Below are 26,770 nucleotides of genomic sequence, written 5' to 3' on the forward strand. Positions count from 1 at the left end.
TCACGCGGCCGGGTCCCGGTCCGAGGCCGGCCAGAAGTAGGGCAGGTCGTCGGGGACGTCCGGGAAGCGCTCCGCGTAGATCTCCGGGGCCTTGCGCACCAGCGCCGACTGGTGGCTGTGGTGCAGGGCGTGGTTCCCCAGCCAGGGCGGCAGCTCACCGGCGTCGGCGAGCCGCGCCTGGTCGCGCACGGCGGCGCCGGGGCGGTGCGCGGCGAAGTCGGCGAGCAGCGTGGCCGCGCACGTGTCGGCGTGCCCCTCCGCCACCCACACGGCACACACGTCGAGGCCGTAGCGGACCAGGGCCTCCTCGTAGCCGGTCCACATGCGGACCGCCGGATGGTTGCGCCAGCCGTAACCGGGCACGGTCAGGCCGCGCAGCACCTGAAGGGCCTCGACCCGCTGCTTGCCGAGGCGTGCCCGGTCGAGGACCGTGGCGGATCGCGTGAAGTCGGGGTACGGGAGAAAGGTCTGCACGCAGGATGCCTACCGCGGCGGGCCCGTTCTCAGACGGGGGATTCGGGTGTACGGGGCGCTCCCGGGGAAACCCCCTACGGCAGCGGGCCGCCGCGGGCGGTGATCCACAGGTCGTACCACTCCTCGTGGGTGAGGTCGGGTGCGTGTCGCACGGCGTCGCGGCAGGCGCGGATGCGCTCGGGCCTGCTCGTCCCGATGACCGGGGCGATACGGGCCGGGTGGCGCTGGAGCCACCACAGCAGGATCGTCTCCGGTGTCGTGCCCTTGCGGTCGGCGAGCGCGGCGACGAGCCGGGCCGTCGGCGTGTCCTGGCCGCCGGTGTAGCGGCCCTGCGCCAGGGCGCCCCACGCCTGGAGCTGGATCCCATGGGTCCGGCAGTACTCCACCGTCCCGTGCGGGAAGCCGTTGCCGGCGGCGGCCTCGGTGTTCACGAGGACGCCGGACTCCACCCAGTCCCGGCGGGCCAGGCTCATCTCCAGCTGGTCGGCGACCAGCGGCACGTCGAGTCGGGCCCGCAACGCCTCGATCTGCGCCGCGCTCATGTTCGACACCCCGAAGCTCCGCACGAGGCCCTGCCCGTGCAGGGAGGACAGCGCCTGCGCGATCTCCTCGGGTCCGGTCAGCGGATCGGGCCGGTGCAGGAGCAGGACGTCGACGACGTCGGTGCGCAGCCGGGTCAGGCTCTCCTCGACCCGCCGCACGATGGTCTTCGCCCGTAGGTCGTACATGCCGGGCAGGCCGCCGTCGGCCTGCCGGATGCCGCACTTGGTCTGCAGGACGACGCGCTCCCGCAGCCCGGGCGCCCTGGCCAGCACTTCGCCGAAGACCGACTCGGCCTTGCCGCGCCGGTAGATGTCGGCGTGGTCGAACGCCGTGATGCCGATGTCGAGCGCCGCCTCGACGGCGGCCTCCGCGTGAGCGATGTCCGCGGCGGTGTACGGCTCGTCGTCCCAGGTGCCGCCGAGCCCCATGCACCCGTACAGCGGTCGGGTGGTGCGCACGTCGTCGGTCCGCGCTGTCATGCGTTCTCCTCTTCCTTCACGGCGGTCGTTCACGCCGTCAGTGCGGCGGCCAGCATCTCGGCCGTGGCGAGCACCGGCAGCTGCGTGTTGGCCGCCGGGACCGTCGGCAGGATCGAGGCGTCCACGACCCGCAGGCCCGAGACGCCGCGCACCCGCCCCTCCCCGTCGACCACCGCGTACGGATCGTCCGGCGCCCCCATGGCACAGGTGCCGACGGGGTGCCAGTACGTGCCTACCCTGCCGCGGAGCTCCTGATCCGGCAGTTCCCGCGGGGACGGGCCCTCGGCCGGGGCGGCCAGGGACTTCAGCGGCACGGTGGCGGCCAGCTCCTCGGCCATGCGCAGGCCGGAGCGGAGGACGGCCAGGTCATGGCCGTCCTCGTCGGAGAGGAAGGCGGGGTCCAGGTCCAGGCCGGCGGTGGGGTCGGCGGAGCGCAGCCGGACCTGTCCGCGTGACCGGGGCTTCATCAGGAAGGTGGCGACGCCCGCCTCGTACTGCCCCGGCGGCAGGGCGCCGAACAGGGGCGGGCCCGCGACCGGGTTGATGTGCAGGTCCCAGGCGCCCTCGGGGCAGTACGGGCTCGCCGCCCTGATCAGCGTCCGGGTGACGTACAGATCACCGGCGGCCTCCTTCTCGGCGAGGCGCGCGTTCAGGCCGGGCGTCGGGCGCAGCGGCAGGAAGACGCCGGGCTGGTCGGTGAGGTTGGCGCCGACGCCGGGCAGGTCGAGCACGGGCCGCACACCGCTGCGCGCCAGGTCGTCGGCGGGCCCGATGCCGCTGCGGAGCAGCACGGCGGGTGACCCGAAGGTGCCCGACGCCAGCAGATAGGTGTCGGCCCGCAGGGTCGTGCGCCCCTGGTCCATGACGACGTCGACGCCGTGCACACGTCCGCCGCGGACGGTCAGCCGGTCCACGGTGGCGCGGTCGAGGATCGTCAGGTTCGGCCGGGTCCGCGCCTGCTCCAGGTAGGCGAAGGCGGCGTTGGCGCGGACCCCGTCGACGGCGTTGAGCAGCGGGGTCCCGTATCCGGGGCCGCCGGGGGCGGCCATGTCCACCTCCGGGTGGCCGAGGGACCGGGCCGCCGCGAGGGCCGCCTCGCTCCACGCCGAGTGCTCGTGCTCCGGCACCGGACGCAGCCCCATCCGCGCCGCCGCCCGCTCGCGGAAGGGCTCCATCGCGGCAGCCGTCCACCGGGGGCCACCCGCCCGAGCCCACTCGGCGTGGTCGGCCTCGGAACCCCAGGTGTGCCAGCAGCCGTTGACGCAGGACGAGCCGCCGAGGACGCGGGCGCGGATGCGGTGGGCGGCGGTGTGGCGCTCCCACACGTGGTCTCGGGGCAGGGCGCGGGCGTCGAGCAGCTTCGCGGGCCAGTCCTGCCGTCGTGGACCGTAGTCGCGGCCCGCCTCCACCAGGCAGACGGAGCGGCCGGGGTCCTCGCTCAGCCGGGCCGCGAGGACGCAGCCCGCCACACCGCCGCCGAGGACGACGACGTCGTGACCCGTCGCGTGAGCCGTGTCCGTCATGCCCGGTCCCCGTGCTCGGCGACCCGGGCGAGAAGCTGATCCCGGCGGATGACGTCGGTGCGGGTGGCGGGCACCGTGCAGGCGTGGGCGCCGGCGAAGGAGCCGTACAGGGCGCAGCGCAGCGGCGGTTCGCCGGACAGGAGGCCGAAGAGGTAACCCGCGGCGAAGGCGTCGCCCGCGCCGTTGGAGTCCACCACCGGCGCCGGGGGAGCGACGGCCGGCACATGGGTGACCTCGCCGTCGGCGAGGAGGTACGCGCCCTCGGCGCCCGCGGTGGCGACGACCACCTCGGCGCGACCGCGCGCGGCGATGCGCCGCATGGTCTCCTCCGGGTCGGTGAGGGCGGCCGCCGACAGGAACACCAGGTCGGCCTCGTACGCGAACGCCTCGTGGTAGGGCTCCCGGCCGTCCCAGTCGTGCAGGTCGGTCGAGACGGTCACCCCGGACTCCCGCAGGGTGGGCAGGGCGTGGGCGCAGGGCTGGGTGAGGGAGACATGGGCGTGGCGGCTCGCCGCGGCGAGTTCCGCCACCGTGGCGGGCGGCAGCCGGTCGGCCTCGCCGAAGCGGGTGTTGTCGTACAGCGAGAGGCGGCGGCCGTCGGGGGACACGAGGTTGACCGCGCGCTTGGTGCCCGCGGGCAGCGGGACCTCGGTGAGCGCGATGCCCCGGTCGCGGTGGAGGGCGCGGATCAGCTCGCCGGGGTGGTCGTCGCCGATCACGTCGATGTGGTGCGTCCGCAGGCCGAGCGCGTGCACGCCCATCGCCACGAAGTCGCCGGTCTGCCCGGCCCGCGTCTCGATGGCGGGGACCATGTGGCTGTCGGCGAACGGCAGTGGCAGCTCGGGGACGTGGACGATCGTGTCCACCCCTGCACCCCCCAGGACGAGCACGTCGATGTCAGTGGGCACAGATCCTCCTGGGCGGGGGCTGGTGGGGCGCGGTGGGGCTGGTCGGGCCCGGCCGGAGTGCAGTCAAGCACGGCGACTGATCGCGATGGAAGAGTTTGTGCAATCTTTCAGGCGGCTTGCAGTCAAAGTCGCCTGAACGGTGGGGGATGGGGGGATGGTGGGCCCCGAAGTGGGCTTCGTGACGGCCGAGTTCATCGGTGTGCGAGGGGTTGACCCCTCCAGGAGCGGCACCTAGGGTCCGTCGCAACATGTTTCTGCAAGGCGGCAGAAAAGTTGCATGTGCCGCCCTGTGTGGCGCCGTTACGGCCGCGGAGCACCCCCACCCCGCGTTCGGCGCCGGCCCTCTCCCCCCACTCAGAGGAGGACCCTCCATGTACGGCCGAACAGCACGATCCCGCAGGCGTGCCGCCCTGGCCACGGCCCTTGTCGCGGCCGCTGCCGGAAGTCTCGGCGCGGGCGCGCGGGCACAGGCCGCCCCGGGCTCCACCCCGGCTCCCGCCCACGCTGCCGCTTCCGCTCCGGCGAAGGCGAAGGCGAAGACGGAGGCCGGCGGCAAGGGCGTCACCGCGGTGATGTTCGAGTGGAAATTCGACTCGATCGCCCAGGCCTGTACGGACACGCTCGGCCCCGCGGGATACGGCTACGTCCAGACCTCGCCCCCACAGGAGCGTCTGACGGGACCGTCCTGGTGGACCGCCTACCAGCCGGTCAGCTACAAGATCGCCTCGCGCCTCGGCGACCGGGACGCGTTCAAGAGCATGGTGGACACCTGCCACAAGGCGGGCGTCAAGGTCGTCGCGGACGCGGTGATCAACCACATGACCAACGCCCAGGGCACCGGCTCGGGCGGCACGGAGTTCACCAAGTACGACTACCCGGGCGTCTACGGGGCCCGGGACATGGACAACTGCCAGCGGGACATCAAGGACTACACCCAGCGCGAGGAGAGCCAGAACTGCGAGCTCGGCGGCCTCGCCGACCTCGACACCGGCGAGGACCACGTCCGCGACTCCATCGCCGGATACCTCAACGACCTGCTCGGCCTCGGCGTCGACGGCTTCCGCGTCGACGCGGCCAAGCACATCCCGGCAGACGACCTGAAGGCCATCAAGGCGCGGCTCACGAACCCGGACGTCCCCTGGAAGCAGGAGACGCTGCCGGGCCCCGGCGAGCAGGTCCAGCCCGGCGAGTACCTCGGCACCGGGCTCGCCCAGGAGTTCACCTACGCCTACACGCTCAAGGGGGCCTTCGAGAGCGGCGGCCTGGCCGGACTGAAGAACATCGCGGACGGCAAGCTGCCCTCCGGGTCCGCCGGGGTCTTCGTCGCCAACCACGACACCGAACGCCAGGGCAACGTCCTCACCTACAAGCAGGGCGCCCCCTACACCCTGGCCCACGTCTTCATGCTCGCCTTCCCCTACGGCTCCCCGGACGTCCACTCCGGCTACGCCTTCGCGAACAAGGACGACGGCCCGCCCGCCGACGGCAAGGCCGACTGCTCCGGCGACGCCTGGGTGTGCCAGCACGCCCAGAAGGAGATCACCGCCATGGTCGGCTTCCGCAACGCCGTGGGCGACGCCGAACTCACCGACTGGTGGGACGACTCAGGCAGCGCCATCGCCTTCGGCCGCGGCACGAAGGGGTTCGTCGCCGTCAACGGAGGGGACGGCGAACTCGAGCGGACCTTTCAGACCTCGCTGCCCGCGGGCGAGTACTGCGACGTGCAGGCAGGCAAGCCCGTCACCGTGGACGACGGCGGGAAGCTCACGGCCACCGTCGCCGCGAAGAGCGCGCTCGCGCTCCACGCGGACGCGCGGAGCTGCGCCTGACCAGGCCCCGACCCCGACCGCAACCCCGCCCCGGACCTCGACCCCAACCCCAACCTCAACCTCAACCTCAACCCCAACCCCGACCCCGTCCCGACCCGTCCGACCGGACCTGATCCGACCGGCCCCGGGTCCGGCCCATCTCCACGACCCCGTCCCACAGAGCCGTGCGGACGAACCCGGTTGCCCGGCGCTCGCGGCCCACGCCGCCCGCGCCGGGCAATCGGCGTTGTCCCGACCGCCACGGAGGAGAACACACCCATGACCCGCGTCCGTTTGAGATCGGCCGCCCTGCTGGCCCTCGCGCCCCTGGCCGCCCTCCTGCCGCCCGCCCACCAGCCGGCGGCGGCCGCACCCGCCCCGCCGCCCTCCGACGCCGTGCTCGCCGCGCAGCCCGCCCGGCACGACCTGACCCGCGAGCAGTTCTACCTGGCGATGCCCGACCGCTTCGCCAACGGCGACCGCCGCAACGACAAGGGCGGGCTCACCGGAGGCCGCGAGACCACCGGCCACGACCCGAGCGACCCGGCCTTCTTCAACGGCGGCGACCTCAAGGGCATCACCAAGAAGCTCGACTACATCAAGGGCCTCGGCACCACCGCGATCTGGTTGACCCCCGTCTTCGAGAACCTGCCCGTACAAGAGCGCGACGGACGCCCCGTCGCCAACTACCACGGCTACGCCATCACCGACTTCACCCGCGTCGACCCGCACTTCGGCACCGACGAGGATCTGTCCGCCCTGGTCGACAGGGCGCACGCCAAGGGCATGAAGGTCTTCTTCGACGTCGTGACCAACCACACCGCGGACGTCATCCACCCCGCGGAGAAGGAGTCCGGCTACCGGTCGAAGGGGTCACACCCCTACCTGGACACCGAGGGCCGCCCCTTCGACGACAGCGCGGGCATGCGCCCCGTCGACGACGGTGGCTTCCCCTACACCCCGCGGATCGCGGACGCCGACCGGCACGCCAAGACCCCGGCCTGGCTCAACGACCCCACCATGTACCACAACCGCGGCGACTCCACCTTCGCCGGCGAGAGCGGCCTCAACGGCGACTTCATGGGCAACGACGACCTGTGGACCGAACGGCCCGAGGTGGTCGACGGCATGAAGCGCGTGTACGAGCGCTGGGTGCACGACTTCGGCATCGACGGCTTCCGCGTCGACACCGCCAAGAACGTCAACATGGAGTTCTGGACCCAGTGGGCCCGCGCACTCGACGACTACGCGGCCACCCGGGGCAAGAAGGACTTCCTCATCTTCGCCGAGGCGTTCTCCGCCGACCCCGCCATCACCGCCCCCTACGTCACGCGGGGCGGCCTCGACTCCACCCTCGACTTCCCCTTCCAGGCCATCGCCCGCAACTCCGCCTCACGCGAGGGCCCGCCCCGCGACCTGTCGCGCCTCTACGCCCAGGACTACCGCTACACCACCGGCAAGGCCAACGCCTACGAGCAGGTGACCTTCCTCGGCAGCCACGACATGGGCCGCATCGGCGGGCTGATCGCCCAGGACAACCCCGGCGCGAGCGACGCGGAGCTGCTGCGCCGCGACCGCCTCGCGCACGAGCTGATGTTCTTCGGCCGCGGCAACCCCGTCGTCTACGCGGGCGACGAGCAGGGGTTCACCGGCTCGGGCGGTGACAACGCCGCCCGCCAGCCGCTGTTCGCCACCGACGCCCCGGCCTACCGCGACGACGACCAGATCGGCACCGACCGCACCCACGCGCGGGACGCGTACGACACCCGGCACCCGCTCTACCGCGCCATCGCCCGCCTCTCCCGGCTCACCGAACGCCACCCGGCGCTGCGCGACGGCGTCTTCACCGAGCGGTACCCGGGGCCCGCCGACGGACCCGGCGTGTACGCCTACTCCCGTACGGACGCCGGACAGCGCGTGGAGTACGTCGTGGCGCACAACAACGCCTCCGAGGCGAAGACCGCGCGGATACCGACCGGCGCCGCGCACCGCCGCTACACCCCGCTCTACGGCACGACGGACACCCCGGCCCGCAGCGGAGCCGACCGGCACATCACCGTCACCGTCCCCGCCCTCTCGTCCCTGGTCCTGAAGGCCGACAAGAAGCTGCCGGGTCCGGGCGCCCGGCCCCACGTCACCCTGACCCCGCCGAAGGAGGGCGCCACCGGCACGGTCGAACTCACCGCCGACGTCGACGGCGGCGAACTGAACCGGGTCGTCTTCGCCGCACGGCAGGGCGAAGGCCCCTGGCGGGTACTCGGCTCCGCCGACCACGCCCCCTACAAGGTCACCCAGCAGATCGACGCCGCACTGCCCGAGGGCGCCGAGCTGCGCTACAAGGCGGTGGTCGTCGACAGCCGGGGCCGCACCGCGCACGACCTCGCCGCCAGCAGCACGGGCCGCACCCCGCCGGAGTCCGGGCCCACCGTCCGGCGCGGCTACGCCGTCGTGCACTACCAGCGGCCCGGCGGCGACTACGACGGCTGGCGGCTGCGGACCGGCGCCGACGGCGCGGAAGCCCCCTTCACCGGGCGGGACGCGTACGGCGCCTTCGCGTGGGTGAAGCTCGCCGAGGGCGCGCAGACCCTCTCGTACACCGTCGAGAAGGACGGCGCCACCGACGGGCCCGCGCGCTCCGTCGACCTCACCCGCACCGGCGAGGTGTGGATCACGCAGGGACAGGACGGCCAGCGCGAACAGCGCCCGCGGAGCGCCTATCCGCCGTCGGACGGCTCCACGGCCGTCCTGCACTACCACCGCCCCGACGGCGACTACGAGGGCTGGGGGCTGCACGTCTGGGACGGGGCCGCCAAGCCCTCCGACTGGGACGTCCCCGTACAGCCGGTGCGCACCGACGGCTACGGACTCGTCTTCGAGGTGAAGCTGAAGCCCGGTGCCCGCAGCCTCAGTCACACCTTCCACAAGGGCAACGACAAGGACGTGCCCGACGACGAGGCCCTGGACATCAACCTGTACGGGAACGAGGTGTGGCGGGTCGCGGGCGAGCCGGCGTATCTGACTCCGGCGCTCGGCGGGTCGCTCGGCATGGACCTCGGCCGGACCCGGGTCAGATGGCTCGACGAGGACACCGTCGCCTGGCCGGAAGGCGGAGCGGGAGTGGCCTCGCGCCAGCTCCTCTACGCGCCCGAAGGCGGCATCACCCTCCGGGACGGCGCCCTCTCCGACGAGGGGCACTGGCTGCGGCTGCGCCCCGAGGCAGCGCAGGCCGCGCGGCGGGACGGGCTCGCGGAGGGGGAGGTGGCCCTCACCGTCGACCCGCGCGACCGGGACCGGCTCCACGACGCGCGGCGCGCCCGGCAGCTCCTCGCCACCGAGCGCGCCGCGGACGGCGCCCTCCTGGGCGCCGCGGGCGTACGGGAGCCCTAGGCCGAGCTGAAGGCGCCCGCCAGGTCGCGGGCGCCTTCCGCCACTCCGCGGACCGCGATGCCGCGCGTGGCGGGCAGCGCGGCCAGGAGGTCGCTGGCCAGGCAGGCGTTCCGCGGCCTGGACGCGTAGCGGCTCAGGGCCTTCGGCACCGGGACCACCAGGTGGGCAGGGAGCCCGAGGCCGCGGGCGATCAGACCGGCCCACTCGGCGCGGCTGACCCGGTCGGGCCCGCCCAGATGGAGCACGGGCGGCAGCGGGGCCAGGCTGGTGAGCAGCGCGGCCACCACCTCGGCCACGTCGTCGACGTGCACGGGCGTCGTCCACTGGTCGTCGGGCGCCTCGACGGGCTCTCCCGCGCGCAGCCGGTGGGCGCAGGCGGCGAAGTAGTTGAGCCACTTGCCGGCGTCCGCGGGCTCATGGCCGTAGACGAGGCTCACGCGCAGCGAGACCGCGTCGGCCGCGTGGGCGAGCAGCAGTTCCTCGGCCCGGCGCTTGGCCCGTCCGTAGGCGTTCGCCGGGGAGACGGGCGTGGACTCGGTGCTGCCGGGCGAAGAGCCGTCGAAGACGTTGTCCGTGGAGATCATGACGATGCGCGAACGCCCGCCGAGGGACGCGAAGGCCGACGCCACCGCGGAGTGCGCGCGGGCCGCCTCCTCGGGGTGCGCCTCGCACCAGGTGACGTCCGAGGGGCCGTGCACCAGGACGATCCGGCGGGGCCGCAGCCGCGACACCAGACGGCCGCAGGCCTCCGCGTCGGTGGCGTCCAGGGCGCACCAGCGCGCCCCGTACTCCTCCGGCGCGGCGGCGGGGCGACCGCGCGACACCAGGGTGACGGCGTCACCCGAGGCCACCAGGCGGCGGGCGATGCCCGTGCCGACGAAGCCGCTGCCGACGACGAGCGAGTTGACGCGCCTCACCGTGCCACCCGCCCCTGTGCCGACGGGTGGCGGGCGGCCAGGAGGCGGCCCGCGCCGATCAGCCCGTGGTCGTCGTCGGGCGCGCCGAGCGCGACCATGGCGTCGATCCGCTCCCGGGAGAGCCCGAAGCAGCCCTGCCGGTCCAGCTCCTCGACGAGGAGCTGCCGGTAGCGCTCGCCGACGGCCAGCGCGAAGCCGCCCACGACGATGAAGCGGCAGACTCCCACCGAGGCGAAGACGGCGCCGATCGCCCGCGCGAGGTGCGCGAGGGCGGCGCGCAGCACGCCGGTGGCGAAGGGGTCGCCCTCGGTGAGCGCCTTGGCGAGGGCCGGGTTCTCCACGCGGTCCTCGCACAGCTCCGCGAGGCGGGAGCGGGCGAACCCGTCGGGGTCGGCGGCCGCCGCGCGCCGGGCCGCGGCGAGCACGCCCCGGCCCGAGGCGATGGCGCCGAGGTGGCCGCGGCCCCCGCAGTCGCACAGCGGCGCGTCGGGTGAGGGATCGCAGGCCCAGTGGCCGAGTTCACCGCCGTGGCCCTCGGGGTGCAGCAGGACGTCGCCGCCCCGGAAGACCTTGTTGCCGATGCCCGAGCTGACGGTCAGCAGGCAGAAGGGCTCCGGCTCCGTGGCCGCGTACCGCCAGGCGGCCGCGGTGAGGTCGTTGACGACGGTGACCGGTCTGCCGAGCCGTTCGGCGAGCAGGGCGCCGAGCGGCAGGGGCTCACCGCGCCGGCCCCACACCGTCGGTGCCGCGAGGACCAGGCCGTCAGCGCTGATCGGCCCGGCGAAGGCGACCCCGACGGGACCGGGCGCGCGCCCGGCCGTGTGCCGCGTCACCTCGCGCACGAGCTGCTCCACCAACCGCTCCTGGAGCACGGGTACGGGGGCGTGCGGATCGCGGGCCATGCCGTCGACCGGCATCCGCCGCACGCGGGAGAGCGTCCCGTCGGCGGGCGCGTAGGCGCCCACCCGCAGCGTGGTGCCTCCCACGTCGACGACGGTGTGCTCGGGGTCAGCCGCGATGGTGGCCGTGGGCACGGAGTTCCTCCTCGAAGACCAGCAGGTGCAGGTCGGTGTCGCGGTCGTTCAGGAGCCCGTGCTCGCCGTGGGGACGGTTGACGACGACGTCGCCGGGGCCCACGCGGAACTCCTCGCCGTCCAGGTACATCAGGCCCTCCCCCGAGAGGATCACGTACGTCTCGTGGTCGGCCCCGTGCCGGTGGCGCCCGATGGACGTGCCGGGCGGCAGCACGGCGAGGTCAATGAACTCGGCGCCGGGGCCGCCCGGTCCGCGCGTGAAGACGCGGTGCGCCAGGATCGTGCCGAGCCCGCCGTGGTCGTGCTCCTTGCCGGTGAGGAGGTCGCGCAGATTGGGCACACGGCCGGTCATCGTGCCCCTCCGTCCACGGCGGGGTCCACGGCGGAGTTCGCGGCGGGCGAGGTGCGCGGGGCGCGGGCGGCGCGGGTGGCGAGCGCGTCCAGGGCCTCGCGCAGGACGTCCTGCGGGACGTCTTCCAGTTCGTCGACGAAGCCCGCCTTGCCGATCCCGGTGGGCACCACCAGGTGGAGCTTGCGGCCCCGGCGCTGCCAGGAGGCCCACAGGGCCTGCGTCATCTGGTCGGCCGTGCAGGTCGCGGCGTCGTGGACGGGCAGGCCGATCCGCTCCAGGAGCGCGACGATCCGCTCGCAGGTCTCCGCGTCCGCGAGACCGAGGAGCCGGGCGATGTGGGCGGACAGCGCCATGTCGACCGCGACGGCCTCGCCGTGTTCGAGCCGGTGGCCGCCCGCCGTCTCGATGACGGGGCTGAAGGTGTGGCCGAAGTCGACCAGGCGCGCGAGTTCGTGCTCGCGCAGGTTGGGGCACAGCTCCTCCATCATCAGCCTCATCGAGGTGCGGATGACGTAGGTCTCCAGCTCGGCGTCGGCCGGGTGGCCGGGGCGGCGGAAGACGTCCGGGTGCCGCTCGAGGGCCTGGAACAGGTCGCCGTCGAGGATCACCGCCATCTTGACGATCTCCGCGAGACCGCAGCGGATCTCGCGGTCCGGCAGGGTGGCGAGGAGCGCGGGGTCGTTCAGCGAGGCGTGCGCCGGGTGGTAGGCGCCGAACATGTTCTTCGTGTGCAGGCCGTTGACCCCCGTCTTGACGCCGACACCGACGTCGACCTGACCGACCAGGGTGGTGTTGACCTTGATGTAGCGGATGCCGCGCGAGTACATGGAGGCGGCGAAGCCGACGATGTCCGCGACGATGCCGCCGCCCACCGCCAGCATCACGCCGTGCCGGTCGAGCCCGGCGGCCTTGGCGGTCGCGCACACCTGCTCGGCCGAGGTCAGTGACTTGTTGTGCTCCCCGGACGCGATCGGGTGGACGCTCCAGCTGTCCGGTTCGAGGCGCGCGCCCAGGTAGGCGCGCAACTGCTGTCCGTAGAGGCGGTCGACGGTGGGGCCGACGAAGGCCACCACCCGCCGCCCCTCCAGGTAGTGGGCGAGCAGCGGGTTGTGCGGGGAGAAGACCCCGTCGGTGACGTCGACCCGGTAGCCGGTGCCGTCCGGTGCGTGCAGGTCGAAGCCCCCGGCGTCCTCACGGACACCCGCGGCCTCGGCAAGAACCTGGCCTGCCATCTCTCTCCTCGGTCTTCGTTCGGTCTTCAGGTCGTCGACGGCGTCGTCGATCGGGGATCGGGGTGGTGCGGTGACGGCGGCGCGGGGCGCGGCCCCGGATCGGCGAACACGCCGGCGACCGTCCGCACGAGGGGCGACGCGGGCAGTTCCTCCAGGGGTACGGGGCGGCCCTCCGCGTCGGACACCGGCAGGCGCCAGTTGGGGTGCACCGTGGAGGTGCCCGGCAGGTTCTGCGGACGGCGGTCGCCCGTCGCGTCCGGCAACCAGACCCCGAGCAGCAGGGCCGGGGTGAGCGGCAGGAAGCGGTGCAGGGCGGCCACCTCGCCGTCCGGTGACGGCAGCAGGCCGAGCCGGGTCAGCTCGGCGAGCCAGCCGTCGCGCTCGCTCGCGGCCTCCGCCTTCTCCGCCTCGGCGGGGCGGGTCAGCAGGCCGAGCCGCTCGCGCAGTTCGACGTGCTCCCCGCTGAGCCAGGCCGCGGTGGTCGGCAGGTCATGGGTGGTGAGCGTGGCCAGGCAGTTCGCGCGCCACTGGTCGGGCGGCAGCGGCCCGTGCCGGCCCTCGCTGCCGCCCACGTACTCGAAGCGCTGCACGGAGGTGCCGAGGATGCCGCGCCCGGCGAGCTCCTCGCGCACGCCCTTCTCCACCGTGCCGAGGTCCTCGCCGATGACGCTCGCACCCGCCCGGTGGGCCTCCAGGGTGAGCGCTCCCAGCATGGCGTGGGCGTCATACCGTACGTACGTGCCCTCCGACGGCGGGCGTCCCTCGGGCACCCACCACAGCCGGAACAGCCCCATCACGTGGTCGACGCGGAGTGCTCCCGCGTGCCGCAGGTTGGAGCGCAGCAGCTCCGCGAAGGGCAGATAGCCCGCGGCGGCGAGCGCGTCCGGGCGCCAGGGCGGCTGGCCCCAGTCCTGGCCCAGCGGGTTGAAGTCGTCCGGTGGCGCGCCGACGCTCATCCCGGCGGCCAGGCAGTGCTGGAGCGCCCAGGCGTCGGCGCCGTCCGGCGCCACCCCGACGGCCAGGTCGTGCACGAGGCCGATCGCCATGCCCGCGTCCTTCGCCGCCCGTTGCGCGGCGGCGAGCTGCTCGTCGGTGATCCAGGCCAGCCAGCGGTGGAACGCGACGCTCTCCGCGAGGTCGTCGCGGGCCCGCGCCACGGCGGGGGAGCGCGGGTCGCGCAGCTCCACGGGCCAGCACCGCCAGTCAGCGCCGTGCTCATCGGCCAGCGCGCACCAGGTGGCGAAGTCGGTGAGCCCCTGGCCCTCGCGTGCCGTGAACGCGGCGAAGGCCGCCGCGCGGCCGGGGGAGAGCGGCACCGCGTGCACGGCGCGCAGCGCCCGGTGCTTGAGGGAGCGGACCGTCTCCCGGTCGATGAGCGAACTGCCGTCGAGCACCCGGGCGTTGACGGCGCGGGCCTGGTCGACCAGCGCGTGCGCGGCGTCGCGCCCCGCCCGGTCCAGGTACGCGTACTCCGGCACCGCCTCCACCCGTACGTGCATCGGATCGGGGAAGCGGCGCGAACTCGGACGGTACGGGGAGGGGTCCGGCAGCGGCCCCGGCGGCACGGCGTGCAGCGGGCCGAGCTGGACGAAACCGGCCCCGAGGTCCCGCCCCGACCAGGTGGCGAGCTCGGCGAGGTCCGCCAGGTCGCCCATGCCCCAGGAGCGGCGGGAGAGCACGGAGTAGAGCTGGACGATCAAGCCCCAGGCACGGCGGTCGGGCACCGCGAGCCGGTCGGGCACGGCGAGCAGTGGGGCCCGTGCCTCGCGCTCGCCCGCACGCACCCGCAGGGTGTGGTGGCCGGGCGGCAGCGGAGCGTCCGCCGGCAGGGTCCCGCCGCCCTCCACCGCCACCTCGCCCACGCTGCTCCGGGGCAGCGTCACGCCCTCTCCGGCGCGCGTGACGACACAGGGTGGCAGCAGCCGTGCGGCCTGCTCCGCGCGGTGGCGGTCCAGGGCCTCACGGGCCGCGGCGGGGGTGGTGGCGTCGACCCCGCAGGCGCCGAGGACGGCGACGAGGGTGTCGGCAGGGACGGCGACGCGCCGGCCCCGGTCGGTGGTGTACTCGGTCGCGACGCCGTGGGCGCGCGCGAGTCCGAGGATCGCCTCAGTCATGGGCGGCCTCCCCGCGCAGGACGGGCACGGGGGCGGCGGCCGGCGTGGCGGGGGCGAAGAGGCGTTCCAGGACCGCCGCGACCCCGTCCTCGTCGTTGCCGGGCGCCGTCTCGTCGGCCATGCGCCGCAGCTCCGGGTGCCCGTTGGCGACGGCCACGCCGTGTCCCGCCCAGGCGAGCAGCGGAATGTCGTTGGGCATGTCGCCGAAGGCGATGGTGTCGGCCCCCGTGAAGCCCAGGAGCGCCGCCGCGCGCGCCACGCCCGCGCCCTTGGTGACGCCGGGTGGCAGCACCTCCACCATGCCCTTGACCGAATGCACCACGGAGACCGCGTCGCCGCACAGCTCCGCGACGGTGGCGGCGACGTCGTCCTCGGGCACCTCGGGGTGGTGCAGCACGAGCTTGTCGATGGGCGAGGCCCACAGCAGCGAACGGTCGGTGGTGACGTCCCAGCCGTGCCTGACGCGTTCCCCGAAGCGGGGGGTGACCTTGAAACGGCTCTCGGGCGGCGCCGTGACGACCCCGAGTTCCAGGGTCCCGAGCACGGCCTCGGCGCGCTCCACCACGTCGCGGGCGAGGTCCAGGTCGAGCGAGGCGGACTCCAGGAGCCGGTCGGTGGCCGCGTCGTAGAGCTGGGCGCCCTGACCGCACACGGCCAGGCCGCGGTAGCCGAGCCCGGCGAGGAAGTCCTTGCAGGCCGTCGCGGGCCGCCCGGTGACGACCAGGTGGTGCGCCCCGGCATCGGCGACGAGGGCCAGCGCCCGCCGGGTGCGCTCGGAGACGGTGAGGTCGCTGCGGAGCAGGGTGCCGTCGAGGTCGGTGGCGACGACGCGGTAGGGCGGGTCGGTCACCGGCACGGTGTCCCAGGCGACACGGCCCGACCGCAGCGTCAGCATCAGCACCAGGTCACGGCCGGCCGGCGGCCCGTCGACGAGGCCCCTGAAGACTCCGTCGCCGACCGGTTCGAGCGCCGTGAGCGCGGCCCCGCTGCCGGTGGGCACCGGCTCGTCGGAGGCCAGCGCCTCGGTGGCGGACTCGCGTGCGCCGGCGGTCTCGGGGGCGGCCCGCGTGACGATCTGGACCCGTTCGAGGAGCGGGTGGCGGTAGGTCACCGTCAGCGCGCCGCCCGGCGCGCGGGACACCCGGCAGCGCTCGCGGAGCTGGTCCGCGAGGTCCGGGCGGTCCGCGGCGCGGGCCACCTCCGTGCTCCGGGCGAAGTCGGCCCGTGCGTACGCGGCTTCGAAGAGACGCTCGTACGCCGCCGCGTCCAGCGGCGCGACGCGCCCGTAGGCCGCGAGGTCACCGCGCTCGGCGGCGACGCGCGCGATGAGGGCGCGGTGCTCGCGCCAGGCCGCGTCGGAGAGCCGGTCGAACCAGCCGTACCGGATGGCCTCCTCGTCGGGGAAGCGCAGCGGCTCGCCGCGCAGCAGGGAGTCGAAGGCCGCGAGCCGCGCGTCGGCGGCCCGCTCCCAGGTGAAGCCCCGTGCCGTGCGGCGGGCGCCGGCCGACAGGCGGGCGTAGGCGCCCGGGTCGTGGCGGAACACGGCGGCGGCCTCCCTGATGCGCGCGACGAGCTCCCCGGCGAGCGCCGGGTCGTCGTCGTGGAACGAGCCGCGTACGGCGAATCCGGTCGCCGCGCGGTCGGTGAGCGGCAGCGCGTGCCGGAAGTGCGCGGTGACCTGCTGGGCCGTGGCGATCGGCACCGCACCGCACGCCATGGCCTCGGCCTGGGCGATGAGGAAGCCGTCCAGCTCGTACTTGGACGGGTAGACGCAGAAGTCGGCGCAGGCCGCGTGCGTGAAGAGGGTGTCCTCGTCGGCGAGCCGCCAGTCGAGGTGGACCTGGCCGGGATGGCGGTCGGCGACGCGCTGGAAGTAGGCGTTGGCGGCGCCCGCGGTCTTCTGGCCGCCCCGGCCGGTCGAACAGCGGATGACGAAGCTGATCTCCGGGTCGGTGGCGAGCACCTCCTCGATCGCCCGCACCAGCTCCAACTGGCCCTTGTGGTGCACCGCGTAGCGGGCCGCGTGGTAGAAGACCGGGCGCGCCGGGTCGAGCCCCAGCGACCGCAGCACCTCGGCGCGGTCGACGGCGGCCGGATCACGGGCCAGCCAGCTCTCCGCGATGCCGCAGCCGCCCACGAGCAGCTTGTGGGCCTGCTCGCGCACCTGCCGGGCGAGCGGCAGGGTCTCGAAGAGCGCTTCCATCGGCGTGTCGCGGAAGGTGCTGTAGTAGGCGCGCTGTCCGGGCGACACGAAGTCCACGAGGTCGGCGTGCGCGGTGACCAGCGGGAAGAGCCCGACGTGGTCGGGGCCGTACACGTCGTGCATGCGGGTGCCCGCCAGGGCGCGGGACATCACGGCCGTGGCGGCGTCCTCCGCGGGAGGCGGCGCGTCCAGGCCGTCCAGGGCCACGGCGTCGCGCACGCCGAACAGGTCGAGGAGCCGTTCCACCTGCGGCCGGTAGAGCTTCTGCGTGACGGGCGCGTTGGCGGCGACCGTCACGGCGGTGCGCAGCCGCGGGGCCGCGCCGAGCACGGGCGGCAGCAGCCAGGAGTAGGACGGCTCGAAGCCGTGCACCACGGCGGGCTCGTCGCCGGTCAGCTCCGCCAGGAAGCGCGCCGCGTCCACCTGGAAGACCAGCGGCTTGAAGTGGGCGAGGTCGCGCCCGGCCGTGCCCGGCGGCGGGTAGAGGCGGTCGGGCAGCAGGTCGAGCTGCGTGTTGGACAGGAAGTACACGTCGACGCCGTCCAGCCGGAGCCGGTGGGCGCGCGTGGTCACGTCGAGGGCGACCTCACCCGGGTGGTCCGGCCACGCCTTGGGGTCCAGGACCAGCGGCACGGAGTGCTCGCGGCGGTAGGGCGTCTCCTCGATCGGGTAGTCCTCCCGCAGCGCGTCGAGGAGACCGTGCGCCGGGGTGATCACGGAGACGCGGTGGCCGCGCGCCGCGTAGGCGCGCGACAGGTTCCACACCAGCGGTGAGAGACCGCCGCGCATCAGGCGGCCGTCGAAGCCGCCGCACTCGAAGGAGACATGGATGATGTGCACGGAAGTAGCGCTCCCTCACTGTGCGGGGACGGCGCGCGCCACAGCGGCGCGCGGTCCCTGCCGGTCGATGTGTGCGGCGCGGCGGCCGATGGATCCGGTCACGGCCGCGCCCCGTCCGCCACCTGCTGCACACGGCCGTCCTCCATGACCACCGCCGAGACCAGGTCGGCGCCCGACGGCACGGCGGCGCCGGGCAGGACGACGCTGCGCCGCACCCGGGCCCCGGCGCCGACACGGACGCCGGGGAACAGCACGCTGTCCTCCACCAGGCCGTGGTTGACCAGGTCGGCGGGGACCACGGAGTCCCGTACGCCGGGGCCGCGGGCCACCCGGTGGCGCGCCACCTCGGGCGCGACGGTCCAGGGCATCCGCTCGACGGGCAGCGCGGGCGCGTCGGGCTGCGGGGAGGCGAGGGCGAGGTGGGCGCGGTGGTAGCGCTCGACGGTGCCGATGTCCTGCCAGTGCCCGGCGACCTCGTGGCCGCGGATGTGCTCTCCGGCCGCGAGCATCGCGGGGATCACGTCGCGGCTGATGTCGTGCTGCCAGTCCGTGCCGTCCAGCAGCTCCAGATGGCGGCGCAGCACGCGCGCGTCGAAGACGCAGAACGCGGCGAAGACCAGGTCGCTCGTGGGGTTCTCGGGCTTCTCGACGAACGCCGTCAGATGCCCCGCCGCGTCGAACTCGACCATGCCGAACAGGTGCACCCAGCGCGGTTCGATGCGCTGGTACGCGACGGTCAGCGCGGCCCCCGACGCCCGGTGCTCCTCGATGAGCGGCCCGTAGTCGAAGCGGTAGACGTGGTCGGCGTGGAGGACGAGGACCTGCTCGGCGTCGCCCCCGAAGACGTACGCGCTCTTGCGGATCAGCGCGTCGGCCGTGCCGCGCTCCAAGGGCCAGGCCCGCTCGGGCAGTTCACGGGGCAGGCCGGCCCCGGCCGTGCGGTAGGCGTGGTCGTACGGGCCGAAGTGCACCCGGAAGCCGGGCGAGGTGTTCCACACCCGGTGCAGGTCGTCCATGAGCTGCCGCTCCTCGTACTGGGAGAGCAGCACGACCTCGCCGAGCCCGGACGCCCGCGCGTTGGCCAGGCTGAAGTCGATGAGGCGGCAGGCGCCGCCGTAGGGCACGAGGGGCTTGAGGCGGCCGGTGCCGAGCGGGCCCATGCGCCTGCCCTCGCCGCCCGCGAGCAGCACCGCCCGTACCGCGCCGGGCTCAGCCATGCCGCACCTCGTCCCACGTCACGCGCCCGGAGGAGAGGGTGAGCAGCAGCCATGCGCCGGGGCGCTCCGGCGCGGGGCCCGCGAACTCGCCGGGGGCGGTGCGGGTCAGCGGCCGGACCTCGGGCCGTGCGCGGCCCTGGGCGTCGGGCGGCGCGGGCAGGACCAGTTCGACGCGGTCGGCGTGCGCGAGCCGGTAGCGGAGCGCTCCGTCGGGCAGCAGCGCGAGGCGGGTGCGCAGCCGGGTCACGTCCTCGGCGGGCACCGCGTCGGGACGGCGCCGGATCGCCTGCTCGCAGGTGGCGAAGTCGGCGCGCAGCCAGGCGGCGTCGAAGAACCGCCGGGCGGCCCCGTCGTCCAGCGGGGCGAGGCGCTCGTACGCGGCGAGGTCACCGTGTTCGACCGCCGCGTCGACGGTCAGCAGCTCGTCGGGCAGCAGCTCCGTCCAGCCGTGCCGCAGGGCGCGTTCGGCGGGCAGCCGAGCGGGCTCGCCGCGCCAGAGCCGGGTGAAGGCGGCCAGGTGCAGGTCGGCGCAGTGCTCCCAGGTGAAGGCGCGGGCGACGGCCGCCGAGCGGCGGGCCAGCTCCCGGTAGTGGCCGGGGTCGTCGGTCCACAGGGCCACCGCCTCCTTCACGCGCGCGGTCAGCGCGGCGGTGAGCAGTTCGTCGTCCTCGGCGAACGACCGGTTCACCGCGAAGCCGGTGGCGGTCCCGGGGCCGTCCGCGTGCCGGAAGTGGGCCATGCCCCGCTGGTCGGTGGCGATGGGGACCGCGCCGGCCGTCATCGCCTCGCCCTGCGCGATCAGGAACGTGTCCATCTCGAACTTGGACGGGAAGAGGCAGAAGTCGGCGGACGCCGCGTACGCGAAGACGCTCCGCTCGTCCACGCGCTCCCACTCCAGGTGCAGCCGACCGGTGTGCCGCCGGGCGATCTCGTGGAAGAACGGGTCGTCGATGCCGTCGGCGGAGATGCAGCGCACGACGAAATTGGCGGCGAGCCCGTCGGACAGGACGCGGTCCACCGCGCGCAACAGCTCCACCTGGCCCTTGTGGTGCACCGCGTAGCGCGCGTTGTGGAAGAACGTGGGCAGGGCCGGGTCGAGGCCGAGGCCGCCGAGCACCTTCTCCCGGTCGACGTCGGCGGGGTCCCAGGCGAGCCATTCGTCGGAGATCGCGCAGCCGCCCACGAACATCTTGTGCGCGTTGCGCCGCACCACGTCGGCGATCGGCAGCCGGGCGAAGAGCTGCTCGAAGGGCGTGTCCCTGAAGGACGCGTAGAAGTCGAGCTGCCCCTCGGAGAGGAAGTCGATCAGGTCGGCGTGCTCGGCGGTCAGTTCGTAGACCGCCACGTGGTCGGCCGGGTAGTCGTAGTGCAGATGCGTGAGCTGCTGGTACTGGCGGATCGCCGCCGGAAGCGCGTCGGCGGTGTCCGGCGCGGGCAGGGGCACGTCCACCCCCAGCTCGTCGAGGAGCCGCCGCACCTTGGGCCCGTAGACCTTCTTGGTGATCGGCATGTTGCTCTGCACGTTGCTGACGACCAGCTTCGAGGGGTCGTCGCGCAGCGCGGCGGGCAGCAGATAGTGGTAATACGGCTCGTGGGCGTGTACGAGGGCCTTCTCGTCGCCGAACCACGTGCGCAGGAACCGCACGCTGTCGACCTGGAAGACGAGCGGCTTGAAGAAGACCAGGTCGTTGCCCTTGGCGGAGTAGGGCGGGTAGAACGTCTCCGGCAGCCGGTCCAGGTACGCGTCGGCCAGGAAGTACAGGTCGACCCCGTCCAGGCGGATGCGGTGCGCGGTGGTGCGCAGCTCCAGGGAGACCTCGGCGGGAAAGCCCCGCCACACCTGCGGGTCGAGGACGACCGGCACCGTGTGGACGTCCTCGTAGGGCAGGTCCTCGACCTCGTAGCGCTCACGGAGGTCGTCGAGCCTGCCGTGGGCCGGGGTGACGATGGAGACCCGGTGGCCGCGCGCGGCGAAGGCCCGGGAGAGGTTCCACAGGTACACCGAGGTGCCGCCCTGCAGGAAGGTGTGGTCGAAGCCGCAGCACTCGAAGTACGTCTCGATGATGTGCAGGCGCGGGTCGGTCGGCTCGGTCACGGTCACGTCCTCGCGGAGGTCGAAGCGGAGGCGGGATGGAGGGCGGGGGTGCGCGCGCCGCCCAGCGCCAGGGCGTGGCGCAGGTCGATCGCGGCGTGGTAGGGGCGGGCGTGGGCGCAGTTGTAGGCCAGCTCGTGCAGCAGCCGCCGCAGGTACAGCAGGCGCCGCAGCGGGCTGTCGGCGGCCGGGCCGAGCAGCAGCCGCAGCACGCGCTCCCGCCACCGGTCGGCCGTGCGGAACACCTGGTCGAGGACGGCGCGGTCCGCCTCCGCCCAGCCGGGGGCGCCGTCCAGGGCGCCGCGCATCGTCTCCAGGGAGTCGACGCCGAGGCGCCGGGCGCTCTCGAACGCCGCCTCGTCGGCCGCGAAGTACTCCAGGGCGCGCTCCACGGCGACGAGGTCCTGGAGCGGCGACTGCGCGGCCCAGCCCGGGTCGTCGGGGCCGAGCGCGGGCGTGGAGAGGTCGATCACGCTCATCCGCCAACCGGTGACGGCGCCGGGGCCGCACAGCAGGTGGGACAGGTGGAGGTCGCCGTGGCACGGGCCGGCTCCGGGCACCTCGTCCCGGCCCTCGAACGCCGCGCCCAGCGATACCACTTCGGCTTCGAGCGCGGCGAAGGCGGCGTGCCAGGACTGCTCGGGCAGCGCCACCCGCGCCTCCGCGAGTCCGGTCCGCCGCTCGGCGGCCCGCGCGAGCACCTCCCGCGCCGGATACCCGGTGGGCGCGGGCCCGCCGAGCCGCGCCGCCAGGTCGCGGTGGAAGGCGTGCAGGAACGTGCCGGCCGCGCGGAGCCGGTCCTCCAGCGGCAGCAGATGGGGCCGCACCACGTCGGCGGGCGACTGCCGGGCGTCGGTCAGGCGCGGCCACAGCGAGCGCAGGTTCTCCCGCAGCGGCAGGTCGATGCCGTCGCCGGGGGCGTAGCGGTAGATCACGCCCAGCGGATGCCGGGCGCCCGTGGCCGGGTCGGTGTAGGTGTAGTCGCCGGCCCACTCGGGGGTGTGCCCGGTGCCGCTCATCAGCCGCAGCAGCTCCGGTTCGCGCACGGCCTCGTCGAGCCTGCGGTAGGTCTTGTGGATGTGCGGCACGCCGGCGATGTCCACCAGCGACAGGGCGTTGGAGGACCAGCCCTGCTCGAAGGGCAGCCTGCGCACGTCGGGCGCGGGACCGCCCGCCCCGCGGAAGCGGATGGTACCGCCGCGCGCGGTCAGCAGCTCACCGCCGTAGCAGGCCCTGGCGACGGCGGCGGCGTCGAACTCCGTGCTGCCGTGCGCCTCCTCGATGCCTCTCGTGCCGCCGGGGCGTACGGGCAGGAAGAACCGCTGCCCGGCCGCGGGCCCGCCGACGGCGGCGACCACGAGGAGGAGCGCGGCGTCGCCGAGCACCGCGTGGTCGACGCGTTCGTAGCGGTCGGCCGTGCGGCCGTCCTCGGACATCCAGGGCGCGGTGCGCAACAGCGGTGCGAGGTCTGCGTCGCGGATCATGCGGCGTCTCAACTCCCGGTCATGTCGAATCGGTTGATGCCGCGCCGCCACACCGCCAGAGCCGTGAGCACCGCCCCCGCGGTCACCACGGGGAGCCAGACCAGGAGGCCCGTGTCGCCCGTCAGGAGGTAGACGCAGGGCACGTACGAGGTGAAGGCGAAGGGCAGCACCCAGGTCAGCAGGGCGCGCAGCGAGGAGTGGTAGATGTCCAGCGGGTAGGCGGCGAACTCCGACACCTGCGTGGCGGCGTACATCGAGGGCAGGCTCGTCACGGTCCAGAAGGACAGCGAGGCGAAGAACAGCTTCACGGCGGTGTGGATCAGCGCGCCGCAGAGCACGAGCAACGGCGCGAGCGCCCACTGCGCCGCGGTCGGGTCCAGGCCGAGTTCACTGCCCGCCCAGAACACGAGGACCGCGCCGACGATCAGCTCGCCCAGGCCGTCGGGGTGGAAGAAGCGCTCGGAGAGCAGGGAGAACAGCGGGTTCACCGGCCGGATGAGATAGCGGTAGAACTCCCCGCGCTGCACCAGTTTGCGGCCCAGTTCCCAGAGCTGGTCGGTGAAGAGGTGGTCGAGGCCGCGCGGCAGCAGGGAGAAGCCGAGCAGGAAGAGCACCTCGTGGTACGACCAGCCGCCCACGGCGGGCACCTGGCGGAAGACCAGGCCCACCACGGCCGTCTGGATGCCGACCCGCACCAGGAACGCCCCCGCGCCGAGCACGAAGTCGAGCCGGTAGGCGGCGAGCCGGTGCAGCCCGACGCCGCCGAGGAAGAGGGAGAGCCGGAGGTACCGCAGAGCCGTGCGCGTCATCCGCCGAGCACCTCCAGGCGTCCGGTGGCGGCGCGCCACAGCACCGCGGACAGGGCGGCGAGCGCCACGGCCCAGCCCGCCTGCTGGGCCAGCACACCAAGGGCTCCCGCGACGCCCTCGTACCGTCCGAGGAGCAGGGTCAGCGGGCCGTCGACCATGCCCCTGAACGGCAGCGCCATGGCGACGGCCGCGAGCGGGCCCGGCATCAGCGCGATTGGGACGAGCTGCCCCGCGAAGAACGCGACCACGCTCTGCTTGAGCATGCGCACGCCCCAGGTGTTGGTGGTGAGGAAGCCGGTCATGCCGGTCAGCAGGTTCACGCAGAAGGCGATGAGCACCGAGAGGAGCGTGGACAGCGCGAACAGCGCGGCGTTCCCGGCGGTCGGCGCCGTCATCGGGACGAGGAAGGAGAACAGCAGCAGCACGGGGACGCCGACGAGCAGCGCGTTGGCCGCCACCACGGGCAGGCAGGCGGCGAACCGCACGAGTGGATAGCTCACGGGGCGCACCAGCATCACCGCCACGTCACCCCGGTAGACCTCGGCGGCCACCTCGTCGTCGACGCGGTTGGCGTGCAGCACCTGGAGCACCTGCGCCACCAGGAGGTACGTGGTGATGCCCGCCGCGGTGAAACCGCCGGGCCCGGCGCCGGGCGAGCCCGCGTACACGGCGCGCCACAGGAAGACCGTCACGGCGGCGCCGGCCGCCGCGGTGACCCCGGTGACGAAGAACATCGAGCGGTACTGGAGCAGCGACTGCAGTCCGCCGGTGGCGAAGGGCAGATAGCGGCGGGCGCGGGTCACCGCACTCATGCGGCCCCGCTCTCGACGGGTGCGGCCGGCTGGTCGGGGGACGCGCTCTCGGTGGCGTCGCGTTCGTAGACGCGCCGCAGCACGTCCTCCAGGTCGGGTTCGGGGGCGTAGCAGTCGGCCAGGTCGAAGCGGTCGAGGAGGAAGGCGAGCACCTGCCGCGAGGTGAAGGCCGCGACGGGATAGTCCACCCGGATGCGCCCGCCGTCGTCCTCGCTCGCCCGCACACCGGGCAGCCCCCGCTCGATCTCCTCGCAGGCGGCGGGCAGCGGCAGCGGGTCGCGGTGGTCGAAGGTGACGCTGCGCCGGTCGGCGGTGCGCAGCAGGTCCTGGATGGTGCCCTGGTGGACGACCCGGCCGCGGTCGACGACCAGGGCGCTGTCGCAGATCGCCGCGATGTCGCCGATGTCATGGCTGGTGAGCACCACGGTGGTGCCGAGCTCCTGGTTGGCGCGGTTGACCAGGACCCGCACGGCCTCCTTCAGGACCATGTCGAGGCCGATGGTCGGCTCGTCCCAGAAGACGACGGCCGGGTCGTGCAGCAGGCTCGCCGCGATCTCGGCGCGCATCCGCTGCCCGAGGCTCAACTGCCGCACCGGCGTGGTGCCCAAGGCGTCGATGTCGAGGAGTTCGCGGTAGAGCCGCAGGTTGCGGCGGTAGACCGGCTCGGGGATGTCGTAGATCCGGCGCAGGATGCGGAAGGAGTCGGGCACCGAGAGGTCCCACCACAGCTGGCTGCGCTGGCCGAAGACGACGCCGATGGAGCGGGCGTTGCGCTGCCGTTCGCGGTAGGGCTCGATGCCTGCGACCAGGCAGCGCCCGGAGGTGGGCGTCATGATGCCGGTGAGCATCTTGATGGTGGTGGACTTCCCCGCGCCGTTGGCCCCGATGTACGCGGTCCGCGAGCCGGCGGGGATCTCGAAGGAGACCCCGTCGACCGCGCGCACGATCCGGTGTTCGCGGGTGAAGAGGGTGGCGAGCGCGCCGAGCAGGCCGGGGCCGCGTTCGGCGACGCGGAACTCCTTGGTGAGGTTCTCCGCGACGATCACGGGCGGGGAGCCGGTCACGTGGCGGTCACCCGCTCGATGGCCTCGGCCAGCATGCCCACGCCTTCGTCGAGTTGGGCCTCGGTGAGGGTGAACGGCGGGGCGAGCCGGATGATGTGCCCGCCGACCGAGGTGCGCAGGCCGAGGTCGAGCGCGGTCGTGTAGACGTTTCGGGCGATGTCGGGCGCGGGCGTACGGCTGTCCTCGTCCGTCACGAACTCCAGGCCGAACAGCAGCCCGGCCGCGCGGACGTCACCGAGCTGCTCATGCCGTGCCCGCAGGGCGCTCAGCCGCTCGTCGAGCAACGCCCCGAGTTCCCGCACGCGTTCGGTGAGCCGGTCGCGTTCGATGATGCCGAGCGTGGCGCGCGCGGCGGCGATGCCGAGGGGGTTGCTCGCGTAGGTGGAGGCGTAGGAACCGGCCCGCGCGGCCTCGGGTGAGCGCAGCAGTTCGGCGCGGCCGGCGAGCACCGCGAAGGGGAAGCCGTTGGCCATGCCCTTGGAGAGGACCACCAGGTCCGGTTCGATGCCCAGGGCCTCGCTGGCGAGGAAGGAGCCGGTGCGCCCGCCGCCGGTCAGCACCTCGTCGGCGACGAGCAGCACGCCGTTCGCGCGGCAGGCCTCGGCGATCTGTTCCCAGTAGCCGGGTGGCGGGACGATCACGCCGGCCGCGCCGAGCACGGGCTCGAAGACGAGCGCGGAGACGTTCGGTTTCTCGGCGATGTGCTTGCGCACCAGCGAGGCGCAACGCACTTCGCACGAGGGGTACTCCAGGTCGAGCGGGCAGCGGTAGCAGTACGGCGAGTAGCCGAGGACGCTGTTCCCCGCGAAGGCCTGGTTGCCGATGTCCCAGTGCACCAGCATCCGGGCGCCCATCGTCTTGCCGTGGAAGCCGTGGCGGAGCGCGCCGAGCCGGTTGCGGCCCGGGGGAGCGGTCGCCTGCACCACGCGCAGCGCGGCCTCGACGGCCTCGGCGCCGGTGGAGAAGAAGGCGTACGTGTCCAGGTGCTCGGGCAGCAACCGGGTGAGCAGGTCGAGGAGTACGTCCCGCCCCTCGGTCGCGCTGTCGTGCACGTTCCACAGCCGGGCGGCCTGCGCGGTGAGCGCGTCGACGACCTCGGGGTGGCAGTGGCCGAGCGACTGCGTGAGCGTGCCCGCGGCGAAGTCGAGGTAGTCGGCGCCGTCCAGATCCGTCAGGACGGCGCCCCGGCCGTGTGCGAAGACACGCTGCCCGAGGGCGGTCTCCTCCGAGGCGCCGGGCGCCAGGTGGGCGGCCTCCCCGGCCAGCTGTGCGCGCTGGCGGTGACCTGTCACTGCTGCCCCCAGTCGGTGGTTCCGATCGTGCGTCAAGTGCGCGCCGGGATCCGGAAGTTGAGCCAGGGCCCGGTGGGCGCGGATCGAGTGAAACAAGCCGCCGACACCTTTGGCAAGAGCTTTCAGAAAGTTTCAGACAGGCCTTGCGGCAGTCGGGTCGGCTCTGCTTGAGTCATGGAGCCGCTT

At 73.9% G+C, this 26,770-nt stretch carries 18 protein-coding genes and 1 pseudogene; 2 read left to right on the forward strand and 17 right to left on the reverse strand.

Going from position 1 to position 26,770, the window contains the following annotated elements:
* From DCW30_RS36080 to DCW30_RS36095, 4 genes are all read right to left on the reverse strand, one after another.
* On the reverse strand, window positions 1-474 hold the full coding sequence (locus DCW30_RS36080) for an MSMEG_6728 family protein (RefSeq protein WP_076682725.1): 474 nt from the start codon (window positions 472-474) through the stop codon (window positions 1-3).
* A 74-nt stretch (window positions 475-548) separates the two neighbouring features.
* Window positions 549-1,496 (reverse strand): aldo/keto reductase, encoded by a 948-nt coding sequence (locus DCW30_RS36085; RefSeq protein ID WP_237283310.1) that lies wholly within the window; start codon window positions 1,494-1,496, stop codon window positions 549-551.
* 29 nt (window positions 1,497-1,525) lie between these two features.
* Complete coding sequence (locus DCW30_RS36090; protein ID WP_076682723.1) at window positions 1,526-3,019, reverse strand: GMC family oxidoreductase; 1,494 nt, start codon at window positions 3,017-3,019, stop codon at window positions 1,526-1,528.
* On the reverse strand, window positions 3,016-3,927 hold the full coding sequence (locus DCW30_RS36095) for an adenosine kinase (protein WP_076682721.1): 912 nt from the start codon (window positions 3,925-3,927) through the stop codon (window positions 3,016-3,018). Before DCW30_RS36095 ends, DCW30_RS36090 begins: the two co-directional genes overlap by 4 nt.
* A 371-nt stretch (window positions 3,928-4,298) precedes the next feature.
* Between DCW30_RS36095 and DCW30_RS36100 the strand changes: the two are divergent.
* Together DCW30_RS36100 and DCW30_RS36110 are read left to right on the forward strand one after the other, a co-directional pair.
* Window positions 4,299-5,750 (forward strand): annotated as a pseudogene (locus tag DCW30_RS36100) (alpha-amylase); the annotation flags it as partial.
* Window positions 5,751-6,014: 264 nt separating this feature from the next.
* Complete coding sequence (locus tag DCW30_RS36110; RefSeq protein ID WP_076682717.1) at window positions 6,015-9,122, forward strand: alpha-amylase family glycosyl hydrolase; 3,108 nt, start codon at window positions 6,015-6,017, stop codon at window positions 9,120-9,122.
* Here the strand turns inward: DCW30_RS36110 and DCW30_RS36115 are convergent.
* The 13 genes from DCW30_RS36115 to DCW30_RS36175 all read right to left on the reverse strand — a co-directional run bounded on the left by DCW30_RS36115 (window position 9,119) and on the right by DCW30_RS36175 (window position 26,584).
* A complete protein-coding gene (locus DCW30_RS36115) occupies window positions 9,119-10,039 on the reverse strand; it encodes an SDR family oxidoreductase (protein ID WP_076682715.1) in 921 nt (306 codons plus the stop codon). The genes DCW30_RS36110 and DCW30_RS36115 overlap by 4 nt on opposite strands.
* A complete protein-coding gene (locus tag DCW30_RS36120; protein ID WP_237283309.1) occupies window positions 10,036-11,073 on the reverse strand; it encodes an ROK family protein in 1,038 nt (345 codons plus the stop codon). Before DCW30_RS36120 ends, DCW30_RS36115 begins: the two co-directional genes overlap by 4 nt.
* Window positions 11,048-11,425: a cupin domain-containing protein gene (locus DCW30_RS36125; RefSeq protein ID WP_076682713.1), complete on the reverse strand. Its 378-nt coding sequence runs from the start codon at window positions 11,423-11,425 to the stop codon at window positions 11,048-11,050. Before DCW30_RS36125 ends, DCW30_RS36120 begins: the two co-directional genes overlap by 26 nt.
* Window positions 11,422-12,657 carry a sedoheptulose 7-phosphate cyclase gene (locus DCW30_RS36130; protein WP_076682711.1) on the reverse strand — a complete coding sequence of 412 codons (1,236 nt, stop codon included), beginning with the start codon at window positions 12,655-12,657 and terminating at the stop codon, window positions 11,422-11,424. Before DCW30_RS36130 ends, DCW30_RS36125 begins: the two co-directional genes overlap by 4 nt.
* A 26-nt stretch (window positions 12,658-12,683) precedes the next feature.
* The gene (malQ, locus tag DCW30_RS36135) at window positions 12,684-14,771 is read right to left on the reverse strand and encodes a 4-alpha-glucanotransferase (RefSeq protein ID WP_076682709.1); all 2,088 of its coding nucleotides are present in this window, start codon (window positions 14,769-14,771) and stop codon (window positions 12,684-12,686) included.
* Window positions 14,764-17,814, reverse strand: a complete 3,051-nt coding sequence (locus DCW30_RS38155) for an HAD-IIB family hydrolase (RefSeq protein WP_079249875.1) — start codon at window positions 17,812-17,814, stop codon at window positions 14,764-14,766. Before DCW30_RS38155 ends, malQ begins: the two co-directional genes overlap by 8 nt.
* Window positions 17,815-17,912: 98 nt before the next feature.
* On the reverse strand, window positions 17,913-19,031 hold the full coding sequence (locus DCW30_RS36145) for a sugar phosphate nucleotidyltransferase (protein WP_076682707.1): 1,119 nt from the start codon (window positions 19,029-19,031) through the stop codon (window positions 17,913-17,915).
* Window positions 19,024-21,126, reverse strand: coding sequence for a glycosyltransferase (locus tag DCW30_RS36150; protein WP_237283308.1), 2,103 nt, complete (start codon window positions 21,124-21,126; stop codon window positions 19,024-19,026). The genes DCW30_RS36145 and DCW30_RS36150 overlap by 8 nt, the downstream gene beginning before the upstream one ends.
* A 2-nt stretch (window positions 21,127-21,128) precedes the next feature.
* On the reverse strand, window positions 21,129-22,607 hold the full coding sequence (locus DCW30_RS36155; protein WP_076682705.1) for a hypothetical protein: 1,479 nt from the start codon (window positions 22,605-22,607) through the stop codon (window positions 21,129-21,131).
* A gap of 8 nt (window positions 22,608-22,615) precedes the next feature.
* Entirely contained in the window at window positions 22,616-23,416 is an 801-nt protein-coding gene (locus DCW30_RS36160) for an ABC transporter permease (protein WP_076682703.1), read from the reverse strand.
* Window positions 23,413-24,228, reverse strand: coding sequence for an ABC transporter permease (locus tag DCW30_RS36165; protein WP_062772653.1), 816 nt, complete (start codon window positions 24,226-24,228; stop codon window positions 23,413-23,415). Before DCW30_RS36165 ends, DCW30_RS36160 begins: the two co-directional genes overlap by 4 nt.
* A complete protein-coding gene (locus tag DCW30_RS36170; RefSeq protein ID WP_237283307.1) occupies window positions 24,225-25,292 on the reverse strand; it encodes an ABC transporter ATP-binding protein in 1,068 nt (355 codons plus the stop codon). The genes DCW30_RS36165 and DCW30_RS36170 overlap by 4 nt, the downstream gene beginning before the upstream one ends.
* A complete protein-coding gene (locus tag DCW30_RS36175) occupies window positions 25,289-26,584 on the reverse strand; it encodes an aspartate aminotransferase family protein (protein WP_079249874.1) in 1,296 nt (431 codons plus the stop codon). Before DCW30_RS36175 ends, DCW30_RS36170 begins: the two co-directional genes overlap by 4 nt.
* Window positions 26,585-26,770: the final 186 nt, after the last annotated feature.

The sequence above is a fragment of the Streptomyces alfalfae genome (genome assembly GCF_004127445.1).
GTDB classification, from domain to species: Bacteria; Actinomycetota; Actinomycetes; order Streptomycetales; family Streptomycetaceae; genus Streptomyces; species Streptomyces alfalfae.